This window comes from Flavobacterium soyangense, from assembly GCF_015277675.1.
Lineage (GTDB): Bacteria > Bacteroidota > Bacteroidia > Flavobacteriales > Flavobacteriaceae > Flavobacterium > Flavobacterium soyangense.
This window is the reverse complement of the sequence record NZ_JADHEC010000052.1, coordinates 1-13,284: the sequence shown is the minus strand read 5'-3', so window position 1 is coordinate 13,284 and position 13,284 is coordinate 1. Positions and strand designations below refer to the sequence as shown.

Genomic DNA, 13,284 nt, shown 5'->3' with positions numbered 1-13,284 from the left:
AAGCTTTTTATGCCTTGTTTTATTTTAAGAATGAACAATCCGTTTTTCAACAAAGAATTTTAATTGTAGTTTAAATCACATATATTTACGCCCTGATTAACAAAATTGAGTTCGTTTGAGGGTTTTTAGACGAACTGACGTTTGCCTGAACTTTCTCCAGTTTTACCTGGAGAAGCTTCTAAACTTTGCTGGCTCAATGCTTCCATTACTTCGTCGGCAGAGATTTTATAAGCTAACATTCTATCTGGTTTTAACCAAACACGCATTGCATAATCCCGGTTACCTATAATATCTGCATCACCAACTCCATCTACTGTTTTAATTTCCGAAAGTATATTAATATCTGTAAAGTTGTATAAGAACTTTTGATCCATGGTTGGATCCTTGCTGTACACGTTGATGTACATTAAATTATTAGATTCTTCTCTAGTAATTTTTACTCCCTCACGAACAACAAGCGGTGGTAATTTATTTACTACTGACGCCACTCTGTTCTGAATATTTATTGATGCTTGGTTTGGGTCTGTACCAAGATTAAATACTACTTGTATAGAAGCTTCTCCATCATTACCTGCATCCGATGCTATGTATTTCATTCCAGGAACGCCATTGATAGCTCTTTCCAATGGGATTACTACAGATTTAATCAACAATTCGTTGTTTGCTCCTGGATATTCAGCTGTGACATTCACTTTTGGTGGTGAAATAGAGGGCAATTGTGTAACTGGTAAATGGGTCATAGCCAAAATACCAAGCAAAACAATCATCAAAGATATTACTATTGAAAGTACTGGTCTTTCTATAAATTTATTAAACATTTTTTATGATTTAAGTATTAAGACTATTCAGCTTTTAATTTCAAATGAGATAACACTTCTTCTGGTTTATGATAATCGTATTCAATCTTATCGTCATCCTTCACTTTTTGAACTCCTTCTAGCAAAATTTTGTCATTTTGGGTAATACCGCTTTTAACCACATATATATCCGGCATTGAACCGGCAATGGTAATTTCTTTTGACTTCACAACATTATTTTTATCTACCACAAAAACAAATATCTTATCTTGTATTTCATAAGTGGCTTTTTGTGGAATAATTAATGCATTTTTAACGGGAACAGTCATAAGTACTTTACCTGTTTCACCATTCTTTAAAAGTTTTTCAGGATTAGAAAATTTTGCTCTAAAGGCAATATTACCGGTCTCATTATCAAACTCACTTTCGACTAATTCTACATTTCCCTTGTATTTAAAAGGTTTGCTATTGGCCAAAAGCAAACTTACTCTACTGTCACCACGTCCTTTAACATTAGTTTGATATTCCAGATATTCGGGCTCAGATAAGTTAAAATAAGCAAAAACCTGACTATTATCAGAAAGACTGGTTAGTAGTTCTCCTTCATCGATAAGGCTTCCTAATTTCTGTGGAATCCTGTCTATGGTTCCGTCAAAAGGAGCTCTGATTTCTGTGAAAGACAAGTGTAATTTAGCAAGTGAAACTTCTGCTTTTGCCTGCTCTAACTTTGCCTGAGCCATAGCTTGTTCACTTTTTGAAACGATATTTTTGTCGGCTAGGGTTTTGGTATCTAATAATTCTATCTCGGCAGCTTTCGTTTCAGCCTGAGCTTTTAATAATTCTGCCTCATAAATTTTTGGCATAATACGGAACAACAACTGACCGGCTTTTACAAATTGGCCCTCATCAACATATATATTTTGCAAAAAACCTTTTTCCTGAGTTCTGATTTCTATATCTCGGACAGAGTGTATTTGCGAAACATATTCTTTGGTAAACGATGTATCAATACTTACAGGATTGGTAACGGTATATTTACCAGCCTCTTCTTTTTCTTCTTTTTTGGATGTGCAACTAACTAAGCACAACAAGGCAATTAAGCTAGTGAAAATTAAATTTTTCTTCATGGTTTTTAATGAAATTGTAGCGATTTACGCAGTGAATTCAGAATTTTTAGTGGATATAAAAAATAACTTTGCTTATGAATAAACATAAACAGTTATACAAAATAGAATAAGGTTTTTTATAAAATTTTCAAAAGAAAGTTCTAACCTAAAATAATAAATGTGAAGTATATCAAATCCTTAAAACGCTTTGCGCAATATAAATAGGATTTGACTGGCCGCAAAAGGGCGAGAAAATTTTAATGCCTTTGGAGTAATTCTTAAAAAATTTAGCGGTAGAGTACGCAAAAAACCTACTGTTCAATAAACTTTGCTTTCCAGCTATAAATTTATTAATTGTTCGATCATTAAGCTCGTCGCTTGTATGGAATTCCTCGTCTAAATCATCGTCATCACTTTCAATTAATAAGTTTCGCTGATTTATATTTCTATGTTTTACTTGTTGCTTTTTCTCAAGAATGTGAGTATAACTATAGCTTGTAGGACTATGATAAGTATCTGCATATAAATGACTTCCCCCGCAAGAGAGAAAAAAACTTAGGCATATGTAAAAAACAATTGCTCTCATAAGGTTCGCAAAGTTAAGAACTAACAATTTTTGTTTTGTGAATTTTAACTTTTTTTTAAATAATGATTGCCATTATTAGCGAAAATTATTTTTTTGCTCTTTTACATTAATTTACTTATAACAAGAAAGTTAATTAATTTCTTATAAAATATGGAATTTTTTAATCTAAAAAATTATTTATTTTTTAAGTTTTTCATCTTTAGAAATTTGTTACTTTGCTCACAAATAATATCTTAAACGTGGTATAAAATTCCAAAAATGACAGACTATTTCCTTGACGTAGAATACAACAACATCACTTATAGGGAACAAGAAGCCAATTTAAAGGAATTTGAATGTTGCACTTTCAACAATTGTGATTTCTCGCAATGCAATTTTATCGGAGTCGTTTTTATCGACTGTACCTTCAACGATTGTCTTTTTAGTGGAGCCAAAATCAATCACGTGGCTCTTAGAACCGTATTTTTTAATCGTTGCAAAATTTCAGCAGTGAACTTTGCAATGTGCGACAAACTAATTTTTGAAATCCATTTTAAGGAATGTATTTTGGATTTTTCCAAATTTTACACCCTGAAAATTAAAGGAACTACGTTTGTTGATTGTAGTATTATTGCCGTAGATTTTATGAGTACAGATTTGACCGAAGTTATTTTCGATAACTGTGATTTATATCGTTCTGAATTTGGCAAAGCCAATGCCAATAAAGCCAATTTTAAAACAAGCTACAACTACACCATCGACCCCACGAAAACCAAAATCAAGAAAGCTGTGTTTTCGCTTGACGGAATAAAAGGATTGCTTTTTAAACACGACATTATTGTTTTTTAACAATCTTCAGCTACTGCCAAAACACTTGCTTTTTCACCCTTATCGATTACTCCTCAATAATTTAGCGTTGATTTTAAATAAGCAATAAAATAATTTATTACTTTTAAGGGTACAAATTCTTTATCACTTAAATCTCAAAATTCAATCCTGTAATCCTATTTTAAAATATGATATTTATCATTTCTAAAGTGGTTATTTTTATTGAAATTTGATACATTAATCTAATTTAAAACGAAAGTATATGGCAAATTTTGATATCAATCACATTAAAAATGTTGTTTTAGTTGGTCATACCGGAAGCGGCAAAACAACTCTTATTGAGTCTATGTTATTTGAAGCTGGTTTAATTAATCGTCGCGGTACAATCATAGAAAAAAATACAGTTGCTGACTATACTGAAATCGAGCACGAAAAAGGGAAATCATTTTTTTCTAAATTAGTAAATACAAAATGGAAAGGATATAAAATAAATCTTCTTGACACACCTGGATATGATGATTTCGCTGGAGAAATAATTAGCGCAATGCGTGTGGCTGATTGCGGTCTTATGCTACTAAATGCTTCTATGGGTGTTGAAGTGGGTACCGATATTATCTGGAAATACGCAAATGATTATAAGTTACCCATATTATTAGCCGTAAATCAATTAGATAATGAAAAATCAGACTTTGACAAAACGATACAGGAAGCCAAAGATCATTTTGGCCAAAGTGTTGTTGTGGTTCAATATCCATTAAATCAAGGCCCTGAATTTAATGCCATCATCGATGTTTTAAATATGGTCATGTATAAATATTCGAAAAATGGAGGCAAACCGGAAAAGGTTGCAATTCCAGAAAATGAAACTGAAAAAGCCAATCGTTTGCATCAGGAATTAATTGAGACTATTGCCGGAAATGATGAAGATTTAATGGAACTTTATTTTGAAAAAGGAGAATTGAATGAAGATGAGATGAAACTGGGATTACATCATTCACTGATAAAACACGAAATATTTCCTGTCTTTTGCGTTTCGGCCAAGAAAAATATGGGTAGCGGCAGAATTATGGGATTTATTGATAATGTATGTCCGTCAGCTTATGAAATGCCAAAACAAAAAACCATTGATGGTGCAGCAATTGAATGCAGCGAAAAAGGTCCAACAGCCATATTTATCTATAAAAATCTGTCGGAACCACATATTGGTGATTTAAGTTTCTTCAAGGTGCTTTCCGGTAAAATTAAAGTTGGTGATGAGTTAACCAATGAGAATACAGGTCAAGTCGAAAGAATCAACCAGTTGTATGAAGTGGAAGGTAACAAACGAACTCCCGTTAATGAATTATTGGCAGGAGATATTGGTGCTACATTAAAATTAAAAGACACACATATTAATAATACACTGCACGAAAAAGGAAAACACATTGAAATTGAACCTATAATATTCCCAAATTCTACGCTTTCAATAGCAATTGAAGGTACTAAAAAAGGCGAAGAAGAAAAATTATCTGTTGCGCTACATCAATTAGTCGAAGAAGATCCAACCATTAGCATTGAAGTTTCACCAGAATTAAATCAGACTATTATTCATTGCCATGGAGAATTGCATTTGGCTATCATTAAATGGAAATTAGAAAAACAATATAAATTATCGGTTGAGTTTCGAAATCCAAAAATACCGTATCGTGAAACCATTCAAAAAAGTGCCGAAATCACTTATCGCCACAAAAAACAATCGGGTGGTTCTGGCCAGTTTGCTGAAGTAGCTATGAAAATTGAACCTTGGTTTGAAGGAATGGATGAACCAAAAGGATACAATATTAGAGGGAAAGAAGAAATTGATTTGGCTTGGGGAGGCAAATTAATTTATTACAATTGCATTGTTGGAGGTGCCATTGACACCCGTTTTCATCCTTCTATTTTAAAAGGAATTATGGAAAAAATGAATAAAGGTCCATTAACCGGTTCTTATGTGAGAGATGTCAGGGTTATTTTATATGATGGTAAAATGCACCCCGTTGACAGTAACGATTTGGCTTTTAAAACAGCAGGAATGATGGCTTTTAAAGAAAACTTCGTAAAAGCTGATCCACAATTATTGGAACCATTTTATCATATTATAATTCATGGCCCAGAGGAACTTACTGGTTCAATTATGAGTAATATCCAAACCCACAGAGCTTCGGTTGAAAGCATGAACTCTGAAGGGCAATTTACGGTGATTACTGCTTTTCTTCCTTTTGCAGAAATGCAGGAATTTGGTAGTGATCTACGATCTATAACTCAGGGAAGAGCCAGATTCACTGCGAAGTTTGATCATTACGAATCCGTTTCTTTTGATATGCAGAAAAAATTAGTCTCAGAATTTAAAAAAGAAGAAGAACTGGTTTAAATACTATCAATGTCCTTATAAATAAAAAGAGTCCTGATGATTAGACAGCACCCAAAAGTTTAGACAAATTTATAATACCTTTAAATAGCTTTTGCCAATAATCCTTTAAGCCAAATTCCAACCACTAAAGCAATAATTAACAAGATAGAAAACAGATAAAAAATAGTGATTTCAGTACTCAAGCCTAACAATAATGGACCAACAAAGGCAGCTGCCGACCAAGCTGTTAAAGTATAACCGAGAACTTGTCCGTAATTTTTAGTTCCAAAAATACTTTTTACAAAAGACGGCATCGTTGCAAAACCCGCACCGTAACCCGCAATAATAACATAAGTCAATATTTGAAAAGAAACTTTATTGGTCGAAAAACTAGGAATTAAAGCAAAACAAACCACGTTGATTCCGATAAAAATCATAAAAGTCGTCCAACAGCCTATTTTATCCGAAATACTAGACCAGAACAAACGTCCAATCCCATTAAACAAACCAATGATAGCTACAAACATCGTGGCTTGAGTTGCGGACATTCCTACTACTTCTTGTCCCAAAATCGCCGCTTTTGAGATGATGGCAATTCCGCCACAAACATTCAAAAACAACAATAACCAAAGGGCAATAAACCGTTTATCAGTTATGATTTCTTTTGGAGTCAAATCGATATGAGCGTGTTGAGTTGTGCTAACACTTACAGGATTTGCCAAATACAAAGCACTCAGCAACATACAAACTCCGTAACTAATTCCTAATGTGGCAAAGGCTCCTGCCAATCCCATAGAAACAATTAAAGGACTAATTAAAAAAGAAGCCAACAAAGACCCTAAAGCAAAAGACATAATGATAATTCCTGATGCTAATCCGGGTTTATCAGGAAACCATTTGACAACGGTATAAACAGGAACAACGTATCCAAAACCTAAACCTATGCCTTGCAAAACTCCAAATGTTAAGTAAAATAAATAAATATTGCCCATATTAACAGCCAAAGCACTACCCAATAATCCAATGGCTAAAAATACGGTGGCGATTAATCCTGCCTTGGTTGGGCCCATTTTTTGAGCCAATTTACCCATAAAAGCAGCAGTTAATCCTAAGAAACAAATGGCTAAACTAAACCCTGTTTTAGTATCGTGAGCATCCCAATTTAATGCTGTAGTCAAAGGTTCAATCCATTTGCTGTAGGCATAAATAGACCCAATGGACAGTTGCATAATCATTCCTGCCAACACGATTAAATATTTATTCTTTTTCATTTTTCTATCAAATTTATTTTATTTTATGGTAACGTTATCTAAATATAAGCTAAAAATAGCTTTGGCATTTTCTAAGGCTTCGGTGGTTGGCGAAGGCGTGTCTGTAAGCGCATACTCCATATTCATTAACTCCCATTTGTGTTTTCCCAATTGGTGAAAAGGGATGATTTCAACTCTTTTGATGGTTTTATAATCCGAAAAATGTCGTGCCCATTCATGCAAATATTCTTCTTGATCCGTCCATCCCGGAACAAAAACATAACGCAACCACATTGGTTTGCCGGTGCTTTCTCTATGTTCGGCAATTTTTAATGTAGTAGTATTAGTTAAACTGGTAAGTTTTTTGTGCCATTCTTGATTAATGTGTTTTACATCCAATAGCAGCAAATCGGTTCTATCCAGAAGTTCTTTGGTATTATCGTCTAAAACACGTCCATTCGAATCTAGACATGTGTTGATTCCGTGTTCGTGCAAACAATCAAATAAGTGAATTAATTTTGTTCTTTGCAATAATGGTTCTCCACCAGAAACAGTTACTCCACCTACTTTCCCAAAATAGGCTTTTTGTTTTAATGCTTTCGAAACCAATTCGTCAATAGTGACCAATATTCCTCCATGAATGTCGATTGAATCCGGATTTTGACAATACAAACAGCGAAATTGACAACCTTGAACAAATACCACCATTCGGATTCCGGGACCATCGTGTGTTCCAAAGGTTTCCAAAGAATGAATTCTCAATAAATCAATATCAAATTCGTTTAATAAATGGGTATCTTGTTCTGGCAAGTACATATTTTGTTGTATTAATTGATGTATTAAACGCTATTTCTTTAAAAAATAATTAAAGAAATAGCATCTATAAAGCCTACTTTTTTCTGAAGATTTGCAATCAATTACATAGTATCGTGAAAAGTTCTGCTGATCACTTCTAATTGATGCGCTTTGGACAAACGTACAAAATTAACAGCGTAACCAGAAACACGTATAGTTAATTGTGGGTAATTCTCGGGATGATTGTAAGCGTCTAACAAGGTTTCTTTGTTAAGAACATTTACATTCAAATGATGTGCATTTCTTCCAAAATAAGCATCCAAAGTTGTGGTTAAATTGGCCACTTGCTCTTCTAAATTGTTTCCTAATGATTTTGGAACCATAGTAAAAGTATATGAAATTCCGTCTTGAGCATCGTTGTAATTCAATTTACTTACCGAATTCAAAGAAGCAATCGCACCGTTTACATCTCTACCGTGCATTGGATTGGCACCTGGAGCAAAGGCTTCAGCAGCTTTACGGCCGTCAGGAGTTGCGCCAGTATTTGAACCGTACATTACATTTGAAGTAATGGTTAGCAACGAAAGTGTTGGTGTTGAATTTTTATAGGTTTTATGTTTTCTCAACTCATCGATAAAGATTTTGGTAACTTCTTGAGCAATGGTATCTACTCTATCATCATCATTACCGAATTTTGGAAAATCACCATCAATATTAAAATCGGTAGTCAATCCGTATTCATTTCTAACCGGAGTTACTTTGGCGTATTTAATGGCTGAAAGTGAATCGGCAATAATCGAAATTCCCGCAGCTCCATAAGCAATATCAATATTTGGATTGCTATCAATTAAAGCCATTTGCGCTCTTTCATAATAATATTTATCGTGCATATAATGAATGATATACATTGATTTTGCATATACACGAGCTACTTCGGCTAATGTTTTCCCGAAAGATTTCATTACCGTATCATAATCCAAAACTTCATCGTCCATTTCAGAAATTCCACTTACCACTTGAACCCCTTCGGCTTCTTCTCTACCGCCGTTCAAAGACAATAAAAGTGCTTTAGGCAAATTGGCACGAGCTCCAAAATGTTGAATTGTTTTTCCAATTTCTTGGTACGAAACACAACAAGCAATTCCATAATCGTCAGAACCACGATTGTTTCTCATCAAATCGTCATTTTCGTATTGAAGTGAAGAAGTATCGATGGAAACTTGTGCACAAAAGTCTTTGAAACCTTGTGGCAAACTTTCAGACCAAAGAATAGTCAAGTTTGGTTCTGGTGAAGCACCTAAATTATACAATGTTTGCAAGAAACGAAAAGAAGTTTTGGTCACTTTAGTTCTTCCATCGTGCAATTGACCTCCAATGGCTTCGGTAACCCAAGTTGGATCTCCACCAAAAATAGCATCATAAGCTCCTGGACGAAGGTGACGAACCAATCTCAATTTCATTACAAATTGGTCAATATATTCTTGGGCCAGTACTTCATCAATGATTCCTGATTCGATGTCGTTTTGAATGTAAACATCTAAAAACGAAGAAACATTTCCTAAAGACATTGCTGCACCATCTTGTTCTTTCACGGCACTTAAATATCCTAAATAAGTAAATTGGACCGCTTCGTGAGCAGTAGTCGCTGGTTTCGAAATGTCAATTCCATAAGAAAGTGCCATAGTTTTCATATCCTGCAAAGCTTTGATTTGCTCAGCAATTTCTTCACGCAAACGCACTTTTGCATCACTCATTTCGTCAGAAACTTTTACTTTATCCAATTTTTTTTCTGCAATCAAACGGTCTATTCCATAAAGAGCTACTCTTCTGAAATCGCCTATTATTCTTCCTCTTGCATAATTATCTGGTAATCCCGTTAAAACGTGCTTGGATCTGAAGGTTTTAATTTCACTATCATAAGCATCAAAAACAGCTTGATTGTGATTTTTGGCATAATTAAAAATATCCACTACTCTATCAGAAACTTTCAACCCTTTTTCAGCCACAGCCGATTCAACCAATTTGATTCCACCAAAAGGTTTCATTGATCTTTTTAAAAGTTCGTCGGTTTGAAGTCCAACGATAGTTTCATTTTCTTTTTGAATATATCCAGGTCCAAATGAGGTGATATTTGAAATCACTTTGGTGTCAATGGCAAGACAGCCGTCATTTTCTCTTTCCTTTAAAAGTGATTCTTTACAAACATCCCATAATTGGATTGTTTTATAGGATGGACCTACAAGAAAACTAGCATCACCTTCATAAGATTTAAGGTTTTGCAAAATAAAATCGTGCACATTAATACTGTCTTTCCAAACTCCCACGTTAAGTTTCATACTTTCTACTAAATTTTTCATTTTTCTATCTCTAAAATTTATTTAATTTTTTTCTCTTTTATATATCTAAACTTACGAAATATGTAAATATAAAATAGATTTACACTATTTTTTTATGAATATTACATTTTTTTGTTTAAATTTTAATAAATACGGCAAAATTATAAGTCCATAAGTTTATTATCCGAATTTTTTATGCGTTTTTGAAGTAAAAAGATGATATTTACGATAACGGTATAGCTTTTTTTATTTTTTAATTTTTGTTAGTTTTCTTCTGAGAATAGGTGTTTCAGGAATTTTTTATTCAAAAAAAATGTTGAAAACATCATCAAAATCCTTAAAAAAATTGATCATTAGTTTATCTTTTTTTGAAATTTTTGTAAAAGAAGTGATAAATAAAAATCCCCTTTCAAAGCAAAACTTCGAAAGGGGATTTGATGAATTATTGAACAAATTTTAAAATAATTTTTATTTTGGATTCCTTGTTTACAATTCTCTATTAAAAAAAGTTTTAAACTTATAAACTCTCTGAAATATTTATGATTTATTTGGTATAAACCGTATTTTCCTGCTCAGAAACTCTAATAAATGTAGTTCTTTTAGTCAATTCTTTCAATCGGGAAGCGCCAACATACGTACAGGCACTACGCAAACCACCAAGAATATCTTTCAAAGTAACTTTAACATCACCTCTAAAAGGTACTTGGACCGTTTTTCCCTCGCTTGCTCTGTATTCCGCAACGCCACCCACGTGTTTTTCCATCGCTGTGGTCGAACTCATTCCATAAAATTGTTTGAACTTCTCTCCATTAATTTCTATTAGTTCACCTCCGCTTTCGGTATGACCGGCAAGCATTCCACCTAGCATCACAAAATCGGCACCGGCTCCAAAAGCCTTAGCTACATCTCCGGGAGTCAAACACCCCCCATCACTGATGATTTGTCCACCAAGACCATGAGCAGCATCGGCACATTCAATAATGGCAGAAAGTTGAGGATACCCCACACCGGTTTTTACTCTGGTAGTACAAACAGAACCAGGCCCAATTCCTACTTTTATAATATCGGCCCCAGCCAATAACAATTCTTCGACCATCTCGCCTGTAACCACATTTCCGGCAATAATCACTTTATCAGGATATTGTTTTCGGGTTTGCTGCACAAAATTCACAAAATGCTCTGAATATCCATTTGCCACATCAATACAGATGAATTTCAATAGCGGATTGGCTTCGAAAATTTCAGCTAATTTTTTGGAATCATTTTTTCCTGTACCGGTACTTATGGCAATATAATTATAGGTTTTAGGAGAAATATCACGCAAAAAATCATTCCATTCCTGAACTGAATAATGCTTGTGAATTGCAATAAAAAGTTTTTCTTCAGCCAAAGCTTTTGCCATCGAAAATGTGCCTACAGTATCCATATTTGCAGCCATAATTGGAACTCCTGTCCAAGTTGTGGTACTATGTAAAAATTTAAAATCTCTTTCTAAAGTGACATGGGAACGGCTTTTTAATGTGGATCTTTTAGGTCTAATCATTACATCCTTGAACCCTAATTTTATTTCTGTTTCTATTCTCATTTGGCAGTAATTTTAATTGTATAAATATCCTCCTAAAATTACAAAATAAAGCGGTACAACACTGTATTTCGACAATCTATAAAAGACGAAATCACTAATTAACACAAATTATAGAATAAGTGAAAATTAGTGACCCGAGCAAAGCAAACAGACGAAGTAAATCTGTTTTTAAATTTATTCTTTTTTAGAAAACGAATATGGCTCTTTCGCTCATCATTTCGTTCACTTCATTGGCTACTTCTTCGATAACATCTTCATTGTTATGGTCAGTTAAAACTTTATCAATCAAAGCAACAATTGTTTCCATATCTTTTTCAACAAGTCCACGAGTTGTGATTGCTGCGGTTCCAACACGAATTCCAGAAGTTACAAATGGTGATTTATCATCAAATGGAACCATATTTTTATTTACGGTAATTTCCGCTTTTACCAAGGCGTTTTCTGCGTCCTTTCCTGATAAATTTTTGTTTCTCAAATCAATCAACATCATATGATTGTCTGTTCCACCAGAGATAATATCATAGCCTCTTTTTACAAAAGCATCTGCCATTGCATTGGCATTTTTTTGCAATTGCAAAGCATATCTAAAAAACTCGTCAGTCAAAGCTTCACCAAAAGCAACTGCTTTGGCTGCAATAATATGCATCAAAGGACCACCTTGATTTCCTGGAAAAACGGCTAAATCCAATAAAGAGGACATCATTCTGATTTCACCTTTTGGAGTAGTTAAACCCATTGGGTTTGGAAAATCTTTACCCATCAAAATCAAACCACCACGTGGGCCACGTAAGGTTTTATGTGTAGTTGTGGAAACAATATGACAATGTGGAATTGGATCATTCATCAAACCTTTAGCAATTAAACCGGCCGGATGAGAAATATCAGCAAATAAAATGGCTCCAACAGAATCAGCAATTACTCTGAAACGCTCAAAATCCATATCACGAGAATAGGCCGAAGCTCCTGCAATAATTAATTTTGGCTGCTCTTTGGTAGCAATTTCTTGAATTTTATCATAATCCAAACGTCCTGTTTCTTTGTCAACACCGTAAAAAACAGGATTATATAAACGTCCTGAAAAATTTACCGATGAACCGTGAGTTAAATGTCCTCCGTGAGACAAATCAAAACCTAAAATGGTATCCCCTGGTTTTAAACAAGCAAAATAAACTGCCGTATTTGCCTGAGAACCCGAGTGAGGCTGCACATTGGCATACTCGGCACCAAATAATTCCTTAGCTCTGTCAATGGCGATTTGTTCGACAACATCAACTACCTCGCAACCTCCATAATATCTTTTTCCTGGATAACCTTCGGCATATTTATTAGTTAAAACAGACCCAGCTGCTTCCATTACTTCATCACTTACAAAATTCTCTGAAGCGATAAGCTCTAGTCCGTGAATTTGTCTGTCTTGCTCCTCTAAAATAAGGTCAAAAATTTGTTTGTCGCGTTGCATTTCTTTGATTTTAGTTAATTTGGTGCAAAAATACAAAAAAACGTTTGGTAAATAGTTAGTTTAATATATATTTGATGAACCCGTTGGGTGTAATTAAACTATTTGTGTTTTAATATTGTTTATTGGTCTTTCAAAAATAAATCTATTGATGAATTGAACCAAAGTTAAAGCTGTTATTTTAGCTAAAATTCT

General features: G+C 34.0%; 8 protein-coding genes and 2 pseudogenes. 2 read left to right on the top strand and 8 right to left on the bottom strand.

What is annotated here, in order from left to right; genetic code table 11:
* Positions 1-137 precede the first annotated feature (137 nt).
* Together IR213_RS15230 and IR213_RS15225 are read right to left on the bottom strand one after the other, a co-directional pair.
* Positions 138-818 (bottom strand): annotated as a pseudogene (locus IR213_RS15230) (efflux RND transporter permease subunit); the annotation flags it as partial.
* Positions 819-841: 23 nt separating this feature from the next.
* A complete protein-coding gene (locus tag IR213_RS15225) occupies positions 842-1,924 on the bottom strand; it encodes an efflux RND transporter periplasmic adaptor subunit (protein WP_194313155.1) in 1,083 nt (360 codons plus the stop codon).
* A gap of 823 nt (positions 1,925-2,747) precedes the next feature.
* Here IR213_RS15225 and IR213_RS15220 point away from each other — a divergent pair.
* Positions 2,748-3,317, top strand: a complete 570-nt coding sequence (locus tag IR213_RS15220) for a pentapeptide repeat-containing protein (RefSeq protein ID WP_194313154.1) — start codon at positions 2,748-2,750, stop codon at positions 3,315-3,317.
* A gap of 241 nt (positions 3,318-3,558) precedes the next feature.
* Positions 3,559-5,688 carry an elongation factor G gene (locus IR213_RS15215; protein ID WP_194313153.1) on the top strand — a complete coding sequence of 710 codons (2,130 nt, stop codon included), beginning with the start codon at positions 3,559-3,561 and terminating at the stop codon, positions 5,686-5,688.
* An 80-nt stretch (positions 5,689-5,768) separates the two neighbouring features.
* Here the strand turns inward: IR213_RS15215 and IR213_RS15210 are convergent, their stop codons facing one another.
* The 6 genes and pseudogenes from IR213_RS15210 to IR213_RS15185 all read right to left on the bottom strand — a co-directional run.
* On the bottom strand, positions 5,769-6,938 hold the full coding sequence (locus IR213_RS15210; protein WP_194313152.1) for an L-lactate MFS transporter: 1,170 nt from the start codon (positions 6,936-6,938) through the stop codon (positions 5,769-5,771).
* Positions 6,939-6,956: 18 nt separating this feature from the next.
* Positions 6,957-7,733: a pyruvate formate-lyase-activating protein gene (gene pflA, locus IR213_RS15205; protein WP_194313151.1), complete on the bottom strand. Its 777-nt coding sequence runs from the start codon at positions 7,731-7,733 to the stop codon at positions 6,957-6,959.
* 101 nt (positions 7,734-7,834) lie between these two features.
* Complete coding sequence (gene pflB, locus IR213_RS15200) at positions 7,835-10,069, bottom strand: formate C-acetyltransferase (RefSeq protein ID WP_194313150.1); 2,235 nt, start codon at positions 10,067-10,069, stop codon at positions 7,835-7,837.
* Between the two features lie 523 nt (positions 10,070-10,592).
* The gene (locus IR213_RS15195) at positions 10,593-11,633 is read right to left on the bottom strand and encodes a GMP reductase (protein WP_194313149.1); all 1,041 of its coding nucleotides are present in this window, start codon (positions 11,631-11,633) and stop codon (positions 10,593-10,595) included.
* Positions 11,634-11,817: 184 nt separating this feature from the next.
* A complete protein-coding gene (gene glyA / locus IR213_RS15190; protein ID WP_194313148.1) occupies positions 11,818-13,092 on the bottom strand; it encodes a serine hydroxymethyltransferase in 1,275 nt (424 codons plus the stop codon).
* Between the two features lie 93 nt (positions 13,093-13,185).
* Positions 13,186-13,284 (bottom strand): annotated as a pseudogene (locus IR213_RS15185) (IS982 family transposase); the annotation flags it as partial.

What these genes read in the sequence shown, in the direction of transcription:
- IR213_RS15225 (WP_194313155.1), bottom strand. Translation starts at nt 1,924, where the DNA reads ATGAAGAAAAATTTAATTTTCACTAGCTTAATTGCCTTGTTGTGCTTA.
- IR213_RS15220 (WP_194313154.1), top strand. Translation starts at nt 2,748, where the DNA reads ATGACAGACTATTTCCTTGACGTAGAATACAACAACATCACTTATAGG.
- IR213_RS15215 (WP_194313153.1), top strand. Translation starts at nt 3,559, where the DNA reads ATGGCAAATTTTGATATCAATCACATTAAAAATGTTGTTTTAGTTGGT.
- IR213_RS15210 (WP_194313152.1), bottom strand. Translation starts at nt 6,938, where the DNA reads ATGAAAAAGAATAAATATTTAATCGTGTTGGCAGGAATGATTATGCAA.
- pflA (WP_194313151.1), bottom strand. Translation starts at nt 7,733, where the DNA reads ATGTACTTGCCAGAACAAGATACCCATTTATTAAACGAATTTGATATT.
- pflB (WP_194313150.1), bottom strand. Translation starts at nt 10,069, where the DNA reads ATGAAAAATTTAGTAGAAAGTATGAAACTTAACGTGGGAGTTTGGAAA.
- IR213_RS15195 (WP_194313149.1), bottom strand. Translation starts at nt 11,633, where the DNA reads ATGAGAATAGAAACAGAAATAAAATTAGGGTTCAAGGATGTAATGATT.
- glyA (WP_194313148.1), bottom strand. Translation starts at nt 13,092, where the DNA reads ATGCAACGCGACAAACAAATTTTTGACCTTATTTTAGAGGAGCAAGAC.